The organism is Bacillus paramycoides, from assembly GCF_001884235.1.
Lineage (GTDB): Bacteria > Bacillota > Bacilli > Bacillales > Bacillaceae_G > Bacillus_A > Bacillus_A paramycoides.
In genome coordinates this window covers 14599-36724 of record NZ_MAOI01000071.1, presented here as the reverse complement: position 1 = coordinate 36724, position 22126 = coordinate 14599, and the positions used below count along the sequence as shown (strand labels likewise).

General features: G+C 36.8%; 20 protein-coding genes. All 20 read right to left on the bottom strand.

From position 1 onward, the window contains the following. Positions 1-23: 23 nt before the first annotated feature. The 20 genes from BAU28_RS14585 to BAU28_RS14490 all read right to left on the bottom strand — a co-directional run bounded on the left by BAU28_RS14585 (position 24) and on the right by BAU28_RS14490 (position 22073). On the bottom strand, positions 24-455 hold the full coding sequence (locus BAU28_RS14585; protein WP_002033698.1) for a YlbF/YmcA family competence regulator: 432 nt from the start codon (positions 453-455) through the stop codon (positions 24-26). 3 nt (positions 456-458) lie between these two features. Then, entirely contained in the window at positions 459-1988 is a 1530-nt protein-coding gene (miaB, locus tag BAU28_RS14580; RefSeq protein WP_071718923.1) for a tRNA (N6-isopentenyl adenosine(37)-C2)-methylthiotransferase MiaB, read from the bottom strand. Positions 1989-2417: 429 nt separating this feature from the next. Then, positions 2418-3284 (bottom strand): 2-oxoacid:ferredoxin oxidoreductase subunit beta, encoded by an 867-nt coding sequence (locus BAU28_RS14575; protein WP_002173053.1) that lies wholly within the window; start codon positions 3282-3284, stop codon positions 2418-2420. Next, positions 3271-5028, bottom strand: a complete 1758-nt coding sequence (locus BAU28_RS14570) for a 2-oxoacid:acceptor oxidoreductase subunit alpha (protein WP_071718922.1) — start codon at positions 5026-5028, stop codon at positions 3271-3273. Before BAU28_RS14570 ends, BAU28_RS14575 begins: the two co-directional genes overlap by 14 nt. A 227-nt stretch (positions 5029-5255) precedes the next feature. Then, entirely contained in the window at positions 5256-6179 is a 924-nt protein-coding gene (locus BAU28_RS14565; RefSeq protein WP_071718921.1) for a dipeptidase, read from the bottom strand. 59 nt (positions 6180-6238) lie between these two features. Further along, complete coding sequence (gene spoVS / locus BAU28_RS14560; RefSeq protein ID WP_000404341.1) at positions 6239-6499, bottom strand: stage V sporulation protein SpoVS; 261 nt, start codon at positions 6497-6499, stop codon at positions 6239-6241. A gap of 149 nt (positions 6500-6648) precedes the next feature. Beyond that, a complete protein-coding gene (locus tag BAU28_RS14555; RefSeq protein WP_002173056.1) occupies positions 6649-7443 on the bottom strand; it encodes a TIGR00282 family metallophosphoesterase in 795 nt (264 codons plus the stop codon). Positions 7444-7622: 179 nt separating this feature from the next. Then, positions 7623-9188, bottom strand: a complete 1566-nt coding sequence (gene rny / locus BAU28_RS14550; RefSeq protein WP_025148373.1) for a ribonuclease Y — start codon at positions 9186-9188, stop codon at positions 7623-7625. A gap of 481 nt (positions 9189-9669) precedes the next feature. Then, on the bottom strand, positions 9670-10701 hold the full coding sequence (gene recA, locus BAU28_RS14545; protein WP_001283855.1) for a recombinase RecA: 1032 nt from the start codon (positions 10699-10701) through the stop codon (positions 9670-9672). A gap of 143 nt (positions 10702-10844) precedes the next feature. Then, complete coding sequence (locus BAU28_RS14540; protein ID WP_071718920.1) at positions 10845-12083, bottom strand: competence/damage-inducible protein A; 1239 nt, start codon at positions 12081-12083, stop codon at positions 10845-10847. A 20-nt stretch (positions 12084-12103) separates the two neighbouring features. Further along, complete coding sequence (gene pgsA / locus BAU28_RS14535; protein ID WP_002173059.1) at positions 12104-12682, bottom strand: CDP-diacylglycerol--glycerol-3-phosphate 3-phosphatidyltransferase; 579 nt, start codon at positions 12680-12682, stop codon at positions 12104-12106. A 63-nt stretch (positions 12683-12745) separates the two neighbouring features. Then, complete coding sequence (locus BAU28_RS14530; RefSeq protein WP_048371602.1) at positions 12746-13657, bottom strand: helix-turn-helix domain-containing protein; 912 nt, start codon at positions 13655-13657, stop codon at positions 12746-12748. A 21-nt stretch (positions 13658-13678) separates the two neighbouring features. Next, positions 13679-14464 (bottom strand): DUF3388 domain-containing protein, encoded by a 786-nt coding sequence (locus BAU28_RS14525; protein ID WP_000574107.1) that lies wholly within the window; start codon positions 14462-14464, stop codon positions 13679-13681. Between the two features lie 139 nt (positions 14465-14603). Then, positions 14604-14852 (bottom strand): DUF3243 domain-containing protein, encoded by a 249-nt coding sequence (locus BAU28_RS14520; RefSeq protein ID WP_025148368.1) that lies wholly within the window; start codon positions 14850-14852, stop codon positions 14604-14606. 75 nt (positions 14853-14927) lie between these two features. After that, entirely contained in the window at positions 14928-15641 is a 714-nt protein-coding gene (gene ymfI / locus BAU28_RS14515) for an elongation factor P 5-aminopentanone reductase (protein ID WP_002173062.1), read from the bottom strand. 116 nt (positions 15642-15757) lie between these two features. Continuing rightward, positions 15758-17044 (bottom strand): EF-P 5-aminopentanol modification-associated protein YfmH, encoded by a 1287-nt coding sequence (gene yfmH, locus BAU28_RS14510; RefSeq protein WP_002173063.1) that lies wholly within the window; start codon positions 17042-17044, stop codon positions 15758-15760. Next, entirely contained in the window at positions 17045-18319 is a 1275-nt protein-coding gene (gene yfmF, locus BAU28_RS14505; protein ID WP_071718919.1) for an EF-P 5-aminopentanol modification-associated protein YfmF, read from the bottom strand. A gap of 210 nt (positions 18320-18529) precedes the next feature. After that, entirely contained in the window at positions 18530-19489 is a 960-nt protein-coding gene (locus BAU28_RS14500) for an ABC transporter permease (protein WP_000008059.1), read from the bottom strand. Continuing rightward, positions 19490-20548, bottom strand: coding sequence for an ABC transporter permease (locus BAU28_RS14495; protein ID WP_002173065.1), 1059 nt, complete (start codon positions 20546-20548; stop codon positions 19490-19492). Further along, entirely contained in the window at positions 20541-22073 is a 1533-nt protein-coding gene (locus tag BAU28_RS14490) for an ABC transporter ATP-binding protein (protein WP_002173066.1), read from the bottom strand. Before BAU28_RS14490 ends, BAU28_RS14495 begins: the two co-directional genes overlap by 8 nt. Between the last annotated feature and the right edge of the window lie 53 nt (positions 22074-22126).

Genomic DNA, 22126 nt, shown 5'->3' with positions numbered 1-22126 from the left:
AGAGATGTCAATAAGACATCTCTTTAACAACCACAATTTCCTTTTTTACTTTCAACTGCTGCACCAGTTTCACCCTTCAACACATCGCCGCCAGTTGAAACTAATATTTCATCTGTTACATTGTTAGAAATGGTACTAGCAACAAGCTGTAGTAAGTCATTTACATATGTTTGTGAAGATTTAAATTCCTGCACAACCGGGATATTATCTAACTTATCTTGAAGCGCATCAATTTCAGCTTCTACTTTTTTCAAAGCTTCCCATTTCCCATAATGTTGCAAGTTTACTGCTTGTTTTTGCAAAGCTTTAATTTCATCAATTGCTCGCTTTACATTTTCATTTTTATGAATTTGTGCTTCTGCTCGCTTAAAGAAATCAACTTCTTCTGTTTCAGAGATCATTTTCGCTAATTCTTTCGCTTGCTCAACAATTTCATCTTTCGTATATACTTTCATCTATTATTTCACCTCAATCGGCTCCTTAACCAATTCCCCGTTAAGTGACCAAGTTTTTGCTTCCGTTACTTTTACTTTCACAAGCTGACCAATTAAAGATTTTGAAGCAACAAAGTTTACAAGTTTATTCGTACGTGTATATCCCGCGAGTACTTCAGGGTTATTTTTACTTTCTCCATCAACTAATACTTCTACAATTTGCCCTATATGATGCTTATTCTTATTAATTGCATATTCATTTACTAATGTATTTAAGCGTTGCAATCGTTCTTTCTTCACTTCCATCGGCACATTATCTTGCATTTTTGCAGCCGGTGTACCTTCACGCGGGGAATAAATAAATGTAAATGCCGTATCAAATCCTACTTCACGATATAGCGACATCGTTTCTTCAAATTGCTCATCCGTTTCATTTGGGAAACCAACAATAATATCAGTCGTTAGTACTGCATTCGGAATCGTTTCTTTAATTTTTCGTACAAGCTCTAAATAGTGCTCCCGTGAATATTTACGCGCCATAATTTTAAGCATATCTGTACTACCAGATTGAACTGGTAAGTGAATATGTTCTACTAGGTTACCACCTTTTCCAAGAACATCAATTAAATGATCATCAAAATCGCGTGGATGGCTTGTTGTAAAACGAATACGTGCGATATCGACTTTACGAAGTTCATCCATTAAATCACCAAGACCATATTGTATATCTTCAAAGTCTTTACCGTATGCATTTACGTTTTGTCCAAGTAATGTAATCTCTTTATAACCGTTTGCAGCTAAATGGCGAATTTCTTGAATAATATCTTCCGGACGTCTACTGCGCTCTTTTCCGCGTGTATAAGGTACAATACAATATGTACAGAACTTATCACAGCCATACATAATATTTACCCAAGCTTTAATATCACCACGACGTACTTTCGGAAGGTTTTCAATTACATCCCCTTCTTTTGACCAGACTTCAACTACCGTCTCTTTTGAGAACATTGCGTCCTTTAAGATATACGGCAATCTATGAATATTATGTGTACCAAACACCATATCTACATGCTGATTTTTTTGCATAATTTTATTTACAACAGATTCCTCTTGAGACATACAACCACATACACCAATTAAAAGATCCGGATTTCTTCGCTTTAATGATTTTAAATGACCAAGTTCACCGAACACTTTATTTTCAGCATTTTCACGAATCGCACAAGTATTTAATAAAATTACATCTGCCTCTTCCGTTGAGAAGGTTGGCTCATATCCAAGTGTTGTAAAAATCCCAGCCATTACTTCTGTATCATGCTCATTCATTTGACAGCCATATGTACGAATGTAAAACTTTCTTCCTGCGCCAAAATTGCGGAACTCTTCAGGTAAGCCAAAATCTCGTTCAATTTTAACTTCTTCTTTCCCACGCTTTTTCGCATCTTTCAAGGAAGGTGGTTGGTATACACTTTCAAAGTATTTACTATAATCTTTCTCTTCTTTTTTCGCAGAGGAATTTGCTTGTTGACTTGCTAATCGTTGTTGCTCGTTCATCGGTAATCTCCTTTCAACCTTAACTATACACAATTTGTAGTCCATTATAATGCGCTTAGACCCATCTCAATAATGTTAGATAGCTTGAGAGATAACTTGTCCTTTGAAACTTGATTAATCGATCTAATCATCCGTAAGAATGAAGTCTTCCCCACACCAATAGACATTCCCTTTTATTATTTCATCTTGTCCTATTGAAAAGCATATTGCTTTATCCCTATACACATTATCATAGTATAGAGCCTTTAGCCAACTTTAACAAAGAAGAAGGTTTATCCTATATTACATTTCACACTTAATGAACATGCTATTTTTATACAACGATTTATATATTATTTTATCATTCTGAATTTTCCAAGTAAACAAGTCTATTAATTATTTTTATTCACTCAAAAAAAGGTTGCCAAGCGGCAACCTTCTCTTCTATCATTACATAAATTCAGCAACAAGCTCATCAAACATTTTCTGATCCATATTTAAATCAGCTTGCACTAAAGGCTTTTCACTATAGTCTTTTACAAGTTCTTGGTACGAAGGCTGCTCTGTATTTTGATAAATTAAACCTGTTACTAACCCGTTATTCTCCATTAATGTTTGCATAGCCATCATGCGATTAGATGGATCATATCCTTCTACTGTACTTAGCTTCGTTAAATTCTCTTTAAACCAATCATAAGTATTTACTTTATTGTAAGTAACACATGGACTAAATACATTAATTAATGAAAATCCTTTATGATTAATACCAGCTTCAATAATTTGTGTTAATTCTTTTAAATCACTTGAAAAGCTTTGCGCCACAAATGTCGCACCAGCTGTTAAGGCCATTTCCATAACATTTAGCGATGGTTCAATTGAACCTTGTGGTGTACTTTTCGTTTTAAATCCAGCTTCACTACGTGGTGAAGTTTGACCTTTTGTTAATCCATAAATTTGGTTATCCATTACGATGTACGTAATGTCAATGTTACGACGAATAGAATGGATTGTATGTCCCATACCAATCGCAAAACCATCACCGTCACCGCCTGATGCGATAACTGTTAAATCACGATTTGCCATTTTCACACCTTGTGCGATTGGAAGAGCACGTCCGTGAATACTATGCAAACCATATGAATTAATATAACCTGAAATACGACCTGAACAGCCGATACCAGAAATAACAGCTAGCTCATCTGGATTTAAACCAACGTTAGCTGCCGCACGTTGAATTGCAGCTTGCACTGAGAAGTCTCCGCAACCTGGGCACCAGTTTGGTTTTACACTGTTACGAAAGTCCTTAAATGTTGCCATTTAATACAACCCCTTTTTTGCATTCGTTGTAAATCTCTTTTGGCAAGAATGGGTTTCCATCATATTTTAAAAGACTAGAAATTTTCTCACCATTACCAAGATTCATTTTCATAATGTTAGCAAGCTGACCGGTTGCATTGTTTTCTACGACTACAACACGCTTCGCCTTTTTCACAAGTGGATCGATTTCAGCCGTTGGGAATGGATGAATTAAACGTATTTGTGCGTGGTTTACTTTCATTCCTTCTTGCTCTAAACGCGCCATCGCCTCTTCGATCGCACCACGAGTTGAGTTAAATCCAACAAGCAATACGTCTGCGTCATCATGCTTAGCATTTTTATAAACAGGGGTATTGAACTGCAAGTTCGCCATTTTACGGAAACGTTTGTCCATTTGATCTTTACGATTTAACGCTGATTCAGATGGTTTACCCGTTTCATCGTGTTCTACACCTGTAACATGGTGAATACCATTTTTCATACCAGGTAAAACACGTGGTGAAACTCCATCTTCTGTTACTTCATAACGCTTGAAGTATGCTTTATTTTCACGTTCTGGTAATTCCACTTCTAAGTCAAGCTTACCGCGACGAATTTCAACTTTATCTAACTTAAGTGGTTCTACTGTTTGCTTTCCTAAAGAAAGCTGTAGATCTGTTAAGAAGATAACAGGCACTTGATATTCTTCCGCTAAGTTGAATGCTTCTACAATATCATAGAAAGCTTCTTCAACTGTACTTGGCGCCATTACGATCTTTGGAATTTCACCATGCGTTCCGTAAATCATCGCCATTAAGTCTGACTGCTCTTGTTTTGTTGGTAAGCCCGTACTTGGACCACCACGTTGTGTATCAACAATAACTAGCGGTGTTTCAGTAATACCTGCTAAGCCAATTGCTTCCATCATTAAAGAAAGCCCAGGACCAGCAGATGCAGTTAATGTACGAACACCAGCATAGTTTGCACCGATCGCCATTGTACAAGCTGCGATTTCATCCTCAGTTTGGATTACTGTTCCGCCAACTTTCGGTAATTTTTTAATTAAATATTCCATGATTTCAGATGCAGGTGTGATTGGATATGCAGACATAAAACGTGCACCACCAGCTACCGCACCAAATGCGATTGCGTCGTTTCCAATCATAAACATGCGTTTCTGACCGTCAGCTTTTTCAAGCTGCATCATGTTTACTTTCTCACCAAGCAATTCTTTCATATATTGAGAGCCGCGTTTAATTGCTTCCATATTCTTTTTAACGACTTGCTCTCCTTTACGGCCAAAGATTTCTTCAACAACCTCTAAATAAGCTGTCTCGTCTAACCCTAATACCGCACTAGATGCCCCAACAGCAACCATGTTTTTCATTAAAGATGTACCTAATTCTGAAGCGATATCTGTAAACGGTATCACATATAGATTTACATCTGTATTATCAGGTATTGTCGGATTAAATTTCGCATCCGCAACTACAATTCCACCTGGACGTAGTTCGTGGAAGTTAAAATCAATTGTTTCTTGATCAAAAGCAATTAAAATATCTAAATCATCTGAGATCGCGCGTACTTCTGTTGTACTTACACGAATTTTATTATTTGTATGGCCGCCTTTAATACGTGATGAGAAGTGGCGGTAACCGTATAGGTAATATCCTAATCGGTTTAATGCAATACAGAAGATTTCTCCTGTACTTTCAATTCCTTCACCTTGTTGGCCTCCAACTTTCCATGAAAGTTGACTAATCATCTCCTACACCCCTTTTGGCTGCATTCATTGTAGTGTATTTTTTTACAGTAATAGTTTAGCATTTTTTATACAAATAAACTACAATGGACGCAAATTATGCCTCTTCTGATTTCCCTGAATCTTTAGTATAATGCTATTTCGTTTACCATTCTAGTATTAGGTCTTAAAAAAATCAATAAATTCAAGTGAATTTATTTTAATTTTTCTGAATTTTTAAAAATCAATACTTAGAAAGTAACACGGTCAATAAAATTTTTATACAAAAATCGTTCTACAATTGATTCACTATACTTTTTACACAATTGATTAATTATATTTTCATAATCTCTATACGCTTCTACACCTACAATAGTTTCTATAATCCCATCAAAATCAGAACCAAACCCTGTATTTTTTTCTCCACCCAATGAACAAATATATTCCACATGCCTTAATATATCTGTTATATTCGCTTGTCTTTCATTCGTTAAAAATTGTGGTACGAAAGTGACACCAATAATGCTATTTTTCTTTATGAGAGCTCTTATTTGTTCATCGTTTAAATTGCGTGGATGTTGACAAAGTTGATGACAGTTTGAGTGAGATACAATTGGATTTTCAGCAATTTCTATAACATCCCAAAAGCTTCTTTCATTCAGATGCGACAGATCGGTCCATACATGTAACGTATTAAGCTCTTGTACAACTTGTCTACCAAAGCTAGTTAAGCCTGCACCACGTGTCTCTAATGCCCCATCAGCTAATAAATTGGCATAGTTCCATGTTAATCCAAAAGAACGTACACCTAAGCGATAAAACAGACGTAATTTCATCGCATCTTTTCCAATAGCTTCGCATCCTTCTAATGTTAATAGCGCTCCAATCTCGTCCTGTTTTAGCATGTTAATATCATCTTTTGCCTGAATAAACTTCATTCCTGGTAGCGATAGAATTTCACTATGAAAAATATCTATCATTTGTAGCGCAACTTCAAAGCGATTTTCATACGCTACTGTTTCTGGTACATATATAGCAAAACATTGTATACTTCCTTTTCTTTGTTTTAATTGTTCAAATGTAATATGTAATTGTGAATCATTCTGAAAATCTTTCTTTCCCTTTGCACTCCATAACTGAAAGAGCACATCACAATGAGCATCAAAAATTTTCATTTTCATTCCTCCATTATAAAAACAACCTGTTTGCATACATGCAAACAGGTTGTTTAAACTTAACGAGGTTCTACAATTAATTTTATCGCTGTACGCTCTTCACCATCAATCATAATATCTGTAAACGCTGGGATACAAATCAAGTCCAAACCGCTAGGCGCTACAAATCCTCTTGCAATTGCTACTGCCTTTACCGCTTGGTTCAATGCACCTGCACCAATAGCTTGAATTTCTGCTGTTCCGCGTTCGCGAATAACACCTGCAAGTGCACCAGCTACAGAATTAGGGACCGACGTTGCTTTAACTTTTAATATTTCCATTCCGCGTTTCCTCCTCGTTTCTATAAAAAGTAATAGCAATTATTTCACTTTAACTTATATTCACGAGGAATGGCACGTATTCCTGCTAAATTTCCGTAATTTTTCTAAAAAATTAAAATATAATGACTTCTCTAACTTTTCGTTAAAAATCACTCAAAAAACGGCTGGTCATCATTAATTAAAATGCGCTCAATTTTCTTCGCTTTCCCTGTATTAGGATCCACATCAATTAACACTGCACTTAATTGTGTTCTACCATTCGTTACTTCAAAACGTACTGGTAAGTTCGTTAAAAACTTCTTCAATACCGCTTCGCGATCCATACCTAAAATCCCATCATACGGGCCTGTCATACCAACATCTGTAATATAAGCTGTTCCGCTTGGTAAAATACGATTATCAGCTGTAGGAACGTGTGTATGTGTACCTACTACCGCTGTAGCGCGACCATCTACGTACCAACCTAACGCCTGCTTCTCGCTTGTCGTTTCAGCATGAAAATCAATAAAGATAATGTTTGTACGTTTTTTTGCAATGTTGATTAGCTCATCCACTTTACGGAATGGACAATCAATTGGAGGAAGGAAAGTACGTCCTTGTAAGTTAATAACTGCAACTTCTGTTCCGTTACAATTTACAAAGATCAGCCCTTTTCCTGGCGTCCCCTCTGGGAAGTTAGCTGGTCTTGCAAGATATTTTGCATCATCAATAAATTCAAATACTTCACGGTTATCCCAAGCATGGTTTCCAAGTGTAACCGCTTGTGCCCCGCACTCTAAAAAGTTTCGATATATTTTTTCCGTAATTCCACGTCCACCCGCAGCATTTTCTCCATTAATGATTGTTACTGTAGGTGTATATTTTTTCTTTAATGCCGGTACGTACTGTTGAATCATGTCTCTACCAGGAGATCCTACTACATCCCCAACGAATAATATTCTCATATGTCTTACCCTTTCTATGTACTACATTTTTTACTACCATGCTATAACTTGAAGCGATTCCCCTTACAATAGTAACAATTTATCTATTATAAGTTTCTTTCACTTGCATGCAACTCATAATTAATTTTCTTTATTTTACCCAATTCCAACACAAAAAAATAAAGTGGTGTTTCACCACTTTATTTTGCGTATTCCACTGCACGCGTTTCACGAATAACAGTTACTTTAATATGTCCTGGATAATCCAGTTCATTTTCAATACGTTTTCGAATATCACGAGCTAAACGATGAGCTTCTAAATCATCAATTGTATCTGGTTTTACCAGAATACGAACTTCACGTCCTGCTTGAATTGCGAAAGATTTTTCTACGCCTTCATAAGACTCTGAAATCTCTTCTAACTTTTCAAGACGACGAATGTAGTTTTCAAGCGTTTCACTACGAGCTCCTGGTCTTGCAGCTGATAATGCATCTGCTGCTGCAACTAGAACTGCAATGATAGAAGTTGGTTCCGTGTCACCATGGTGAGATGCGATACTGTTTATAACAACAGGATGCTCTTTATATTTCGTTGCAAGTTCAACACCAATTTCAACGTGGCTACCTTCTACTTCATGATCAATCGCTTTTCCGATATCATGTAATAGACCCGCACGTCTTGCTAGTTTTTCATCCTCGCCAAGTTCCGCTGCCATAAGTCCAGTTAAATACGCTACTTCCATAGAATGTTTTAAGACGTTTTGCCCATAGCTTGTACGGTATTTCAAACGACCTAAAATCTTAATTAAATCTGGGTGTAAACCATGAACACCCACTTCAAACGTTGTTTGCTCTCCGACTTCGCGAATATACTCGTCCACTTCACGTCTTGATTTTTCAACCATCTCTTCAATACGCGCTGGATGAATACGTCCGTCCTGTACTAGTTTATCAAGAGCGATACGAGCTGTTTCACGACGAATTGGATCGAATCCTGATAGGATTACCGCTTCTGGTGTATCATCGATAATAAGGTCAATACCTGTCAACGTTTCTAGCGTACGAATATTACGACCCTCACGTCCGATAATACGCCCCTTCATTTCGTCGTTTGGAAGATTTACAACCGAAACGGTTGTTTCAGCAACATGATCAGCTGCACATCTTTGCATTGCAAGAGATAAAATCTCTTTTGCCTTCTTATCCGCTTCTTCTTTCGCGCGAACTTCACTTTCTTTTACCATAACGGCAATTTCATGAGAAACTTCACTTTCCACTTTACCAAGAATAATTGCTTTCGCTTGTTCGCGTGTCAGATTGGAAATGCGCTCTAATTCCGTTTGTTGCTTTTGAACTAACTCTCCCACTTTGCTTTCCAACTCTTCAATCTGTTGTTGTTTCGCTACAAGAGATTCCTCTTTCTTTTCTAACTGTTGCTCGCGCTTATCGAGCGTTTCGTCTTTACGATCAAGGTTCTCTTCTTTTTGCATTAAACGATTTTCTTGTTTTTGTAATTCGCTTCTACGGTCACGAATTTCTAATTCAGCTTCTGTACGAAGTGTATGAATTTCATCCTTTGCTTCTAAAAGCGCTTCTTTCTTAAGTGCTTCAGCATCGCGATTCGCTTCGTCTAGAATACGTTTCGCTTCATTAGCTGCACCGTTGATCTTCGCTTCAGCAATAGACTTTCGAACAAAAAAGCCAACAACTGCACCGACTGTTGCAAGCAAAATGGAGATGAGTATCCAAACTGTACTACTCGTCATGATTTCACCTCCCCTTGCTATGAATGAAAAAAGACTGTCGACATGTACATTGAATTACAACGTACAGCAAAGACCGTCGTCCCGCTTTTTTAAGGGACTTTCTTCATTTCACAATTAAAATGTCATATTATTATTTCGGCAAGATTTAAGTCTTACTCCGAATATTACTTCTCTTCTTGAGAAGAGTGTATCGTATATAAGAAAAAATATACATTCTCATTGTATCTATCGCAATTTTCATTGTCAAGCGTTGTCTACTTTTACTTTCTTTACCTTCAGCCCTGAATCTTATCTGAATTCGAAAAGTAAATAGCATATTATCCTGGAAAACCTTAGTGAATCCCAATTCATTTACTTAAAATATATAAATATTCCCCTTTACACATAGCTTTTTGGTTAGAATAAATATTTTATCTCCAGCTACATACAGCGCTTTCATAGCGAATTAAAAATAAAAGACACGGTCCCGTGTCTTTTATTTTTAATCTTGAAGAGTTGAATCTTCCGTGTCTTCAACACCAGAGTCTTCACCAATTCCGTGATGTTCACGAACAAAGAAGGCAATTTCCTCTCTTAAATCCGTATTCTCTTTTAAGAATTGCTTCGAATTTTCACGACCTTGTCCTAAGCGTTCTTCATTATAAGAGTACCAAGCACCACTCTTTTGAACGATATCAAGTTCAGAAGCCATATCTAAGATTTCACCTTCTCTTGAAATACCTTCTCCGTACATAATATCAACTTCAGCAACACGGAATGGTGGTGCTACTTTATTTTTAACTACTTTTACTTTCGTTTTATTACCAACGATGTCGTTACCTTGCTTTAATTGCTCAGCACGACGTACTTCAAGACGAACAGTTGAATAGAATTTCAACGCACGACCACCTGGAGTTGTTTCTGGGTTTCCGAACATAACCCCAACTTTTTCACGAATTTGGTTGATAAAGATTGCGATTGTTTTTGATTTATTAATTGCACCTGAAAGTTTACGAAGTGCTTGTGACATTAAACGTGCCTGTAAACCAACGTGTGAGTCACCCATATCCCCTTCGATCTCAGCTTTCGGTACAAGAGCTGCTACAGAGTCAATTACGATAATGTCAACCGCGCCACTTCGTACAAGTGCTTCTGCGATTTCTAGTCCTTGCTCCCCTGTATCAGGCTGCGATAATAGTAATTCATCGATGTTAACACCTAATTTTTGTGCATATACAGGATCCATCGCATGCTCCGCATCAATGAACGCTGCTTGTCCACCTTGACGCTGTACTTCCGCGATTGCGTGTAATGAAACTGTTGTTTTACCTGAACTTTCAGGTCCATAAATTTCAATAATACGGCCACGTGGGTATCCGCCTACCCCTAGTGCCACATCAAGTGCTAAAGAACCACTTGAAATTGTAGAAATTCTACGTTCCGCTTGTTCTCCCAATTTCATAATTGAACCTTTACCGAATTGCTTCTCTATTTGTTTTAACGCCATATCTAATGCCGCTTGACGATCACTCATTCAAAATTCCTCCTTAGCTGAATTGCTAATCTTATTATACCTATTTTCAATTCAATTTGCCAACAAAAATCGAACATTTATTCGATTTTTTTATTTTCCATCAAATAAAACTCGATTTACCCACAAAAAAAACTAGAAGAAATTTATATCTCTTCTAGCTTTTTATATAAATGATAAAATCCATATTTTGCAGAGCGTTCTCTAATTTGTTGACGACTTCCACTCAAATTAAGTGGGAAGACTACAGCTGGTTCATCTTTAATCGCCAATCCAACAAATACTGTGCCTGGTTCTTTATGTTCTGAAGCATCCGGTCCTGCCACCCCAGTAAAACTAATTCCGATATCCGCTTTTAACAGTTTCTTTACATTTTCAGCAAGATAACGAGCACACTGTTTACTAACCGCACCATCAGTACGCAACACTTCTTCAGGTACATGTAAAATTTGTTGCTTCACATCATTTTGATAACAAATGACACCGCCTTTAAATACAGACGAAACACCAGCATTTTCTGTTACTTGATTTCCAAAGAGACCACCTGTTAAACTTTCTGCACATGCTAAAGTTAACCCTTTTTCCTTCAATAACTCTACTACCTTGTAATGAAGGAAATCTTGGTCATATCCGTAGAAAAATTCTCCTACTCTTTCTAAAATCAAATCTTCCACATGTTGAATTAGTTTCTCCACCTCATCAGCATCATGATGTTTGGCAGTCAAACGTAATGTCACTTCTCCATCATTTGCAAGTGGTGCAATTGTCGGATTCGTTTGTTCATCAATTAAATCTTGGACTTTCACCTCTAATTGAGATTCCCCAATACCAAAAAAGCGAAGAACACGAGAATAAATATTTTCACCCGTTGTAAAATTACGTAAAAAAGGCTCTACGTAACTTACATACATCGGCTTCATTTCTTTCGGTGGTCCCGGTAATAAAATATAAACTTTCCCGTTCTTATTTAACCCCATACCTGGCGCCATACCGTGATCATTCGCAAATACTGTCGATCCATTTAAAACGAGCGCCTGCTTTTTATTATTCTCCGTAAATTCACGGCCTGTACGCTTAAAATAATCGCTTATCGATATTAATGCCTTTTCATCATACACAAGCTCTTCATTTAAACTAGACGCTATTGTTTCTTTCGTTAAATCATCTTTTGTCGGTCCTAATCCACCTGTAAAAATGAGCATATCAGCGCGTTCTTCAGCAACTTCAATTGCCTTCTGTAATCGCTTGTTATTATCCCCAACCACAGTATGGTAGTACACATTAATTCCGATTGAAGCTAACTTTTCAGATAAAAACTGGGCATTTGTATTTGCAATTTGTCCAAGTAATAATTCAGTTCCAACCGCAATAACTTCAGCATTCATCCCAATTCCCCCATAAACTTCTATTTTGAGTTTACAAAAGCAGTTCTATTTTTCCAGAAATAATCCCATCCTGAAATAACGGTAAAGATTAATGCAATCCATATGAAAATATCTGCAACTGGGATATGGATTAAATTTAACGGTACATCGTGTAATAAATATGCTGCAATCGCAATAATTTGAGTCCACGTCTTAATTTTCCCCAACTGATTTGCTGCAACTACTTCCCCTGTTCCAGCAAGTACAAGGCGCAAACCTGTTACTGCAAACTCACGGCTTATAATTACAATAACGATCCAAGCAGGTACATATTGCATTTCTACTAATGTGATAAGTGCTGCCGAAACAAGTAATTTATCTGCTAACGGATCAAGGAATTTCCCTAAATTCGTTACAAGATTATACTTTCTTGCATAATATCCATCAATCCAATCTGTAGCTGAAGCAATAATAAAGATAAGTGCCCCTGCTAAATGTTGAATTGGTAAATCAACATCACCAATTGTAAATGAGCCCCAATCAAACGGCGCTAGCATAATTACCATAAAAATTGGAATTAAGCAGATTCTAGATATTGTAATTTTATTTGGTAAATTCACAGCTATTCCTCCATCATGTCAAAAACATTTGTTCATTGAAAAAAGTCATCGAAGCGATGACTGTTATTGTGCAGGTTGCCCTATCCCTTGGTTTTTTATCACCAATCTTTGGTGATATTCTTTTTCTGGATCTAATGGGAAGGTAACCACTTGGCCATTCAGTTTAATTTCAACATTCGGTGCACTTCCAATATTAAGTCGCACTTCTTTTGCTGTTGATAAATCACGTTTTTCTGTTTGACCACTTTGTACTGTAGTGTTTAGAATTTCGTTACCCGCATCATCTTTAACATCTACATAACTTGCACCCTTTGCTGAGATTTCCAGTTCTAATGTTTTATTATTATGAATTTCCAAAGTAGATACCTTACCAGTTGTTCCAACTACTTTCACTTCTTGTTGTCCAGTTGGTTGCGCTGGTTGCTCCTCTTTCTTTGGTTCTTCTTTTTTTGGTTCTTCTTTTTTTGGCTCTTCCGCTTTTACTTCATCTTTCTTCGTATCTAGCGGAGAATCTTTTGCTTTTTGAACTTCAATTTTCTCACTTTGAGCATTTGGAACTTGTCCGTCATCTTTTCCAGTTAACATTTGAATCACAAACCAAACTACTACTCCAAATACGATTACTAATAACGCAATTAAAATCTTTGGCATATGATCTGCAATTGGCCATGATGAAGATTTCTGCATTGTTTCTTGTGTTTTTTGTCCAGTTGATACTTGTGGAACTTCACGATTTTCAGATTGTGGTATTGTGCTCTGATATTCTACAAGCAGTTCCTCTCCATTTAATCCAACAGCATCTGCATATTGTTTAATGAATGCACGCGCATAAAAAGCTCCTGGCAACACATCGTAATTGCCTTCTTCAATCGCTACTAAATGGCGTTTTTGAATTTTTGTAATCTCATGCAGCTGATCCATAGACAAGCCTTTTGCTTCTCTTGCTTCTTTCAGCTTTTGTCCTAATTCCGTCACTACTAACACCTCAATATTTCTTTAAAAGTCGAACATAGAGAAATTATTTTGCGTACCTTGCTCAATTTCATCTACTAAATTATATTGAATTTCTTCATCATAATCGTTACGCAATTCGATAATATAATCAAAATCATCCAACGTGTATTCTGACTGACTCACAAATACATCCGGATGTTCCACAACTTTCGTTGCAGGCAATCTCATTATTTCACGAACGAGCTGCCAATGCCTTTCATTTGCACGCTTTGTTGACACGATTCCATCTAGTATGAAAATATTATCGTCGCTATACTCATCTTCAATCAATTGACTACGAACAGTTTGCTTAATAAGAGTAGATGATACAAATAACCACCTCTTATTTGCACAAACACTTGCGGCAACAATGGATTCTGTTTTTCCAACACGAGGCATTCCTCGTATTCCAATTAGTTTATGACCTTCTTTTTTCATTATCTCCGCCATAAAGTCTACAAGTAATCCTAATTCATCACGCACAAATCGAAATGTCTTCTTATCATCTGCATCTCGTTGTATGTACCTACCATGTCTAACCGCTAGCTTATCTCTAAGCTTTGGCGGACGATATTTCGTTACCGTTATATTATCCATAGTATTTAAAATTGATTCAAGTCTAGAGATTTGCTCTTGATTATCACACATAAGCAAAAGCCCACGTCGTGCATTATCTACACCATTAATTGTGACAATATTGATGCCAAGCATACCGATTAACGAAGAAACGTCACCAAGCAAGCCAGGTCGGTTCTTATGTATTTCATATTCAAAATACCATTCAATCATCCAAGATCACTCCCCCACGCTTACTTTACACCTACGTACTATATTATATGATTTCACCTTAATAGGGAAGCTAAATGTATAATCTATTCCGTGTAATTATTATACAAAAAAAGTAGAGAGGAGCTTCTCCTCTCTACTTTTACTTATGTTGTACAAATTTCACCATTAAATTTGCAATTGTATGTTGCTCTTGTTCATCAGCAACTTTCCAAAGTTCAGCTAACAATTTTTCTTGGTCATTGCGCGCTTCCACTTCATTAGCTAGATAATCTCCAACGCGAAATGCCATATCTGATACTGCACCACCATCAAGCCCTTTTCCTTCCGCTTGTTCTAAACGTTCTCCTAAAAAGCTCTTCCACTGATCAAAGTTTTCTAACACTGTCATGTTTAAGCACCTCACTATTGAGTAATAGAATCATGCTTAATTTGTACAATTTCTTGTTTTTTATGTAAGAATTTTTTAGCAATGCCAACCGCCATTCACTCCGATAATTTGCCCCGTAATATAAGAAGCTCCTGGTGAAACGAGGAAGGAGACTGTTTTAGCTACCTCTTCTGGCAACCCTAATCTACCTAATGGAATATCTTCAGCAATTTCAGTTTTATCCTCTTCTGAAAATACACTTAACATCTCTGTCTCGATTGCCCCTGGCGCTACCGCATTAACACGCAATCCACTTAAAGAAACTTCTTTTGCTAAAGCTTTCACATATGAATTTTGTGCCCCTTTTACCATTGAGTACAGTACCTCACAAGATGCTCCTATTTGCCCCCAAATAGATGAAATAATGACAACATTACCACTTCTCCGCCCGATCATCGGTGGAAGTGCCATCGATAGAAGTCTATATACACTCTTCACTTGAAGCTCCACCATATAATCTAATTCTTCATTCGTAACATCTGTTACTAATCCAAAGATACTCTTTCCAGCTGCGTATACGATAACATCAATCGGATGTTCGATTTGTCCCCATAATTCCTCAGCGCCATCTTTAGAAGCTAAATTCGCTTGAACAGGAATTACTTCACCAAATTTCTTCTGTAACTCCCTTACCTTCTCTTCGCTTTTATTGTAATGAATATAAACTGTATAACCATCTTCGATTAACTGCTTCGAAATAGCAGAGCCAATCCCTCCGCTCCCTCCAGTTACTAATGCATACTTTTTCATAAATTCCCTCTCTTATCTTTTACGTATAAATAAATAATACCCTCATCTTACCATTTGGCAATAACCAAACGTTAGATGAGGGATTTAGATACTGCGTTTTTTATTCAAATATCACTTTATTTTTTTGGCAACACTTGGCAAACACTCATTTTCTCTTCAATTAATAATGTTTTCGCTGCCTGTTGTAAGTCTTGAACAGTTAATCCTTCCAACACTGTAAGAGCATCAAATAAACTAGATTCATTAAACGCATAACGTGTAAACTGATTTGCAATGTACTCAGGTGAATTCAATGAGCGTAAGAAGCCACCAATTTTCTTTTTCTTCACTCGTTCCAATGCCGCCTCATCTAGCTGATCATAATTTGTTTGTAGTAAAATCCCTTTTAATCGATCTGCCAATTCATCAGGCTGCTTCGTATCGCCGCCCACCATTGCAAAACCGAAGTTATTTTCTTCTGTATAGTCATACGAGAACGAATCATCAATAAGACCTTCGTTATATAGAGCTTCGTAATGAACTGACCCTTTCCCAAATAAATAATCTAAAAGTAATGTAAGCGCAATTTCTTGTTTTAAAAGGGCTTTCCCTTTTTCTTTTAAATTTGTCGCCTTAATACCAACTAGACATTTCGGAGTTTGAACAGGCATTGAAATAATCTTTTTCTTTTCATTTACTTCTTCTGGTTCCTCTTCAAAAGAACGCACAATTTCCGGTTGGTTTTCATAATCTTTTTTCGCTTGGTTTTCTCGTACTAAATCCATTGTTTTTTCAGGGTCAATTGCTCCAACAACAAACATTAACATATTGCTCGGATGATAAAATGTTTCATAACATTCATACAAAAGGTCTTTTGTAATTTTACTAATCGACTCAATTGTCCCTGCAATATCAATTTTAATTGGATGTTTAACAAACAAACTATCGATTAATCCAAAATATAAACGCCAGTCTGGATTGTCTTGGTACATTTGAATTTCTTGGCCGATAATACCTTTTTCTTTTTCAACCGTTTTTTCAGAGAAATACGGTTCTTGGACAAAATTTAACAACGTATTTAAATTTTGCTCTACATTTGATGTACAGGAAAAGAGGTAAGCAGTTCTCGTAAAGGATGTAAAAGCATTTGCCGATGCTCCTTGTTTACTAAATAATTGGAACGCGTCATGGTCCTCTTTTTCAAACAATTTATGTTCAAGGAAATGAGCAATTCCATCTGGTACACGGGTCATTTCTTCTTTTCCAAGCGGAACAAATGTATTATCAACGGAACCGTACTTCGTCGTAAATGTTGCAAATGTTTTGTTGAAGCCTTGTTTCGGTAAAATGTATACATCTAATCCATTCGGAAGTTTTTCATAATATAGCGTCTCTTTTAATTGCTCATACTCAATCTTCTCCATTTATTCTCCCTCCGTTCCATGTAAAAAGTAAATTGTATCTAGTTCAATATTATTAGCAACTTTCACAATTTCTTCTTTCGTCACGTTTTCTATGCCCGTTAGCCATTCTTCAACTGGACGCGTACGCTCTGAAATAACGCCGTGATAAAGCATTTCCACAAAACCACGTGGTGTATCAATTGCCTCTAATATTTGATTTTGAATTACACTTTTCGTTTGTTGAATCTCTTCTTCTGAAAAATCACCGTTTTGCATTGCTTTCATCTGTTCTTTAATAATTTCAACTGCTTTTTCAAAGTTCTTCGCTTCAATTCCAGACATAACAAAGAGCAAACCTTTATGACTTTCAAATCTCGATGCTGCATAGTACGCTAAACTATTTTTTTCACGGACATTTACGAATAACTTCGAATGAGAAAACCCTCCAAATAATCCGTTAAACAATTGTAATGCAAAATAATCTTCATCTTTATACGTAACGAATGTGCGATAGCCGATATTTAATTTACTTTGCTTTAATTCTTGTTTTTCAACAATTTCCTTTTCTTCATTATTTCGTTTATGAAGAAGTACATTCCGCTCTTTCACAGTACGAGGGGAAATAGAGAAATATTTACTTACAAGTTCAACAGCATCTTCTGAAATGTCACCAATGATATATAGATCCAGTTCATCTTCAGCTAACACTCTTTGATAAAATTGATACAAACTTTCACTTGTAATGGGAGCAACACTCTCTTTTTTCCCATTTGCACTTAAACGATACGGCTCTACTTTGCACATTTCTTCTACTAATCGTTCATTTGCATAACGCATTTTATCATCATAAGTTGCTTCAATACGTTGCAAAAGTGCTCGTTTCTCACTTTCTACTATAGAAGGTAAAAAACCGTTCCCTTCTGTTGCTGGATGTAAAACAATATCAGATAACATAGAAAGCGCTTTTTCAAATAGCGGCGGTGCATCGCGTAAGTATGTTTCATTTGCGATGTCTACATAAATAGAAATGATATGATCTTCCCCTTTTTTACTTACATCTACTGCTAAAGAAGATCCGTACAATTCTTCTAAATATTGACGAAGGCGAATTACAGAAGGCAGCTTTTCCGTCGCACTTTGTAACACGTATGGCAATAGGGCGCGCTCTGTCACCGTCTCCTCATTTAAAGGTGCTTTGAAACGAAATACAAAGGTATTTGTTTTATATTTGTCAGTCGGAATAATATGTACTCGCAAGCCACCTAATTCATGCATTTGCTGTTCCATTAGTTTCATTTATAGCCCTCCTTTACGTATGTAGGAATATTCCTCTTCAATATACAGTTTTTAGAAATGAAAAATCAACTTTTCTTCCTTATTATCTTTACATATGACTCATTCTAAAAACTTTAATATGTAAGGAACATATTAAAATCCCGTATTAAATATATTCTATGTAAAAAAGCCCGCACTAATGTGCGAGCTTTTCTTATACTTTCTAAAGACTCATCGTTTTCCTTTTTCATAAGGCGTTCCTAATGCTTTCGGGGCTTCAGATCGACCTACAAAACCAACAAGTGCTAATATTGTAAATACATACGGTAATATCGTTAAGAATACACTTGGAATTTCTTTTAATACAGGAATTGTACCACCTGTTATCCCAAGTGATTGAGCAAATCCGAAGAACAGAGCTGCTCCAAGGGCACCTAGTGGATTCCATTTACCGAAGATCATAGCCGCTAGCGCTAAGAAACCTTGTCCTGTAATTGTAGCACCTGAGAAGTTACCAGAAATCGACATTGCGAAGACCGCGCCACCAACCCCTGCAAACATTCCCGATATACAAACGGCAATATAACGCATTTTATATACATTAATCCCCATCGTATCTGCTGCCATTGGATGTTCACCAACAGCACGAAGACGAAGACCAAACGGTGTTTTATAAATAATATACCAAACAACAAACGCTAAAATAATAGCAATATACGATGTTAACGGTACATTTGAGAAAAAGATTTTCCCGATTACCGGAATATCCGAAAGTCCTGGAACATCGATTTTTTCAATACGGTATTGAATAAAATCAGTTTGTCCTTTACCAAAGATTTTCTTAATCGCAAATACTGTTAAACCGAGAGCCAAAAAGTTAATTGCTACTCCACTTACTACTTGATCCGCGCGGAATGTAATAGATGCTACCGCGTGAAGAAGTGCAAATAACCCACTACCAATTGCTGCAAATAAAAGTGCAATCCAAGGAGTCATCGCTCCCCACGTATCACCCATTAATAAAGTTGTAACGATACCAGTAAATGCACCAAATAACATTAAACCTTCTAACGCTATATTTACAACTCCAGAACGTTCACTGAACACCCCACCTAACGCCGTAAAAATAAGTGGCGCCGCCGTATATAACGTACCAGTCACAAGAATGGCTAAAATATCTATAAAGCTCATTTATTTCCCCTCCTTGCTCATGCGTGTAAGTGCCCAGCGTAAAACATAACTGCAAGCAACAAAGAAAATAATACATGCAATAATAACATTAATTAACTCAGAAGGTACATCTGCTTCAAAATTCATTTGTGGGGCTGCACTTTTCAAACCACCGAACAGTAACGCAGATAGTAGTATACCAAACGGATTATTCCCTCCAAGAAGAGCTACCGCAATCCCATCAAATCCAATACCAGTAAACGACGTCATTGCCGTCATACTTTGGAATGTTCCTAGACCTTCCATAGCCCCACCAATCCCGGCAAAAGCGCCAGCAATTGTCATTGATAATACAACATTACGAGAGACTTTCATCCCTGCATATTGCGATGCATTTTGGTTAAAACCAACCGATTTCAATTCATATCCTAACGTAGTTCTATCTAACAAGAACCACATTACAATAGCAATTATAATAGCTACAACAATTCCCCAGTGCAGACGAGATCCATCTGTCAATGAAGATAGCCAATCAGAAGCTAATGAAGCACTCGCTTGTACATCATAAGATTTCTCGTTACCTTCATGTATAAAACGTTTAATAAGATCATACGTAACATAAAGCGCAATGTAGTTCATCATAATTGTGACAATTACTTCATTTACTTTAAACTTTCCTTTCAGATACCCAGGTATAAATCCCCATAAACCCCCAACAATTGCTGCTACTAAAATAGATAACGGTATATGCAAAAATGCTGGTAAAGATACTGCGTATCCAAACCATACAGCGGCAAGCCATCCAACTAATAATTGCCCCTCTACCCCAATGTTAAAAAGGCCGGTACGGAATGCAAAAGCCACGGAAAGTCCTGCTAACACAAGCGGAATCATCGTACGTAATGTTTCACCAATTGCTTGCGGATTCCCAACCATTCCTTCCCAAAGCGCTGCATACCCAACAATTGGATCATATCCACTAACTAACATTACAATGGCACCAACAAGTAAACCAAAAATAACGGATAATACGGGAACTAAAATATTAATTGTTCGCTCCGTTAAAAATTTTTTAGCCATTTGTATTCACCTTCTCTTTCTCCGTTCCGCCAGCCATCAACAAACCAAGCTGTTGTTCATTTGTTTCTTTTGCATCGACAATCGCTACAATTTTCCCTTCATATATAACAGCAACTCGATCGCTAACATTTAAAATTTCATCCAGTTCTAACGATAAAAGTAATACCGCTTTCCCCTTATCTCTCTGCTCGATTAACTTCTTATGAATAAATTCAATCGCACCTACATCTAAACCACGTGTTGGTTGTGCTGCAATTAATAAATCTGGATCACGATCTACTTCACGTGCAATGATAGCTTTCTGCTGATTTCCACCTGATAGAGCACGCGCTAATGTTTGTTCGCTAGGTGTACGTACATCAAACTGTTCAATAAGCGCCTTTGCTTTTTCTGTGATTTTGCTAAAGTTTAAAATCCCTTTCTTTGAGAATGGATTTTTATAGTATGTTTGCAAAACTATATTATCTCTAACAGAAAAATCAAGCACAAGCCCGTGTTTATGACGGTCTTCTGGAATATGACCAATTCCTTCTTCTGTAATTCTTCGAACAGGCCAATTCGTTATTTCTTTTCCTTTAATTGCAATAGAACCTGACTCAACTTTTCGTAAACCAGTAATCGCCTCTATTAATTCACTTTGTCCATTTCCATCAATCCCTGCAATACCAACAATTTCTCCTGCACGAACAGTTAAGTCAAGGCCTTTTACAGCAGGTAATTGACGTGCATCATGAACGACAAGATTCGCAACAGACAGAACCTCTTCTTTCGGTTTGGCCTCTATTTTTTCTGTTTTAAAATTCACTTGACGTCCGACCATTAATTCTGCAAGTTTATGTTCATCCATTTTCGCAACGTCAACTGTACCAATCCCTTTACCTTTACGAATAATTGTACAACGATCGCAAACTTCCATAATTTCTTTCAACTTATGTGTAATAAGAACGATAGATTTCCCTTCTTGCACAAGTTTTTTCATAATTTGAATCAATTCATTAATTTCTTGAGGAGTTAACACCGCAGTAGGTTCATCAAATATTAAGATTTCCGCGCCACGATAAAGTGTCTTTAATATTTCAACCCTTTGCTGCATCCCAACCGAAATATCTTCTATCTTTGCATATGGATCAACAGCTAAACCATATTGTTCAGATAATTGTTTAATTTCTTTTGCAGCCTCTTCAACAGCGATTTTCCCTTTTTTCTTCGGCTCATTTCCAAGAATGATATTCTCTGTAACTGTAAAATTATGAACAAGCATAAAATGCTGATGGACCATCCCAATGCCAAGGTCATTTGCTATATTCGGATTTGTAATTTTTACAGGTTTTCCTTTAATTTTAATCTCACCCTGTTCTGGTTGATACAAACCGAATAGTACATTCATCAGCGTTGATTTCCCTGCACCATTTTCTCCAAGTAAAGCATGTATTTCTCCCTGTTTTACTTGCAGCGTAATATCATCATTCGCTACAATGCCTGGGAATACTTTCGTAATATTGTTCATCTCAATTACGTATTCCATTTTGTTCCTCCTTCTAGCAGGGAACACTCCCCAATTACACTCTATTAAAAGTA

Coding starts and splice junctions, on each gene's coding strand:
- BAU28_RS14585 (WP_002033698.1), bottom strand. CDS start 455: ATGAAAGTATATACGAAAGATGAAATTGTTGAGCAAGCGAAAGAATTA.
- miaB (WP_071718923.1), bottom strand. CDS start 1,988: ATGAACGAGCAACAACGATTAGCAAGTCAACAAGCAAATTCCTCTGCG.
- BAU28_RS14575 (WP_002173053.1), bottom strand. CDS start 3,284: ATGGCAACATTTAAGGACTTTCGTAACAGTGTAAAACCAAACTGGTGC.
- BAU28_RS14570 (WP_071718922.1), bottom strand. CDS start 5,028: ATGATTAGTCAACTTTCATGGAAAGTTGGAGGCCAACAAGGTGAAGGA.
- BAU28_RS14565 (WP_071718921.1), bottom strand. CDS start 6,179: ATGAAAATTTTTGATGCTCATTGTGATGTGCTCTTTCAGTTATGGAGT.
- spoVS (WP_000404341.1), bottom strand. CDS start 6,499: ATGGAAATATTAAAAGTTAAAGCAACGTCGGTCCCTAATTCTGTAGCT.
- BAU28_RS14555 (WP_002173056.1), bottom strand. CDS start 7,443: ATGAGAATATTATTCGTTGGGGATGTAGTAGGATCTCCTGGTAGAGAC.
- rny (WP_025148373.1), bottom strand. CDS start 9,188: ATGACGAGTAGTACAGTTTGGATACTCATCTCCATTTTGCTTGCAACA.
- recA (WP_001283855.1), bottom strand. CDS start 10,701: ATGAGTGATCGTCAAGCGGCATTAGATATGGCGTTAAAACAAATAGAG.
- BAU28_RS14540 (WP_071718920.1), bottom strand. CDS start 12,083: ATGAATGCTGAAGTTATTGCGGTTGGAACTGAATTATTACTTGGACAA.
- BAU28_RS14525 (WP_000574107.1), bottom strand. CDS start 14,464: ATGATTGAATGGTATTTTGAATATGAAATACATAAGAACCGACCTGGC.
- BAU28_RS14520 (WP_025148368.1), bottom strand. CDS start 14,852: ATGACAGTGTTAGAAAACTTTGATCAGTGGAAGAGCTTTTTAGGAGAA.
- ymfI (WP_002173062.1), bottom strand. CDS start 15,641: ATGAAAAAGTATGCATTAGTAACTGGAGGGAGCGGAGGGATTGGCTCT.
- yfmH (WP_002173063.1), bottom strand. CDS start 17,044: ATGGAGAAGATTGAGTATGAGCAATTAAAAGAGACGCTATATTATGAA.
- yfmF (WP_071718919.1), bottom strand. CDS start 18,319: ATGAAACTAATGGAACAGCAAATGCATGAATTAGGTGGCTTGCGAGTA.
- BAU28_RS14500 (WP_000008059.1), bottom strand. CDS start 19,489: ATGAGCTTTATAGATATTTTAGCCATTCTTGTGACTGGTACGTTATAT.
- BAU28_RS14495 (WP_002173065.1), bottom strand. CDS start 20,548: ATGGCTAAAAAATTTTTAACGGAGCGAACAATTAATATTTTAGTTCCC.
- BAU28_RS14490 (WP_002173066.1), bottom strand. CDS start 22,073: ATGGAATACGTAATTGAGATGAACAATATTACGAAAGTATTCCCAGGC.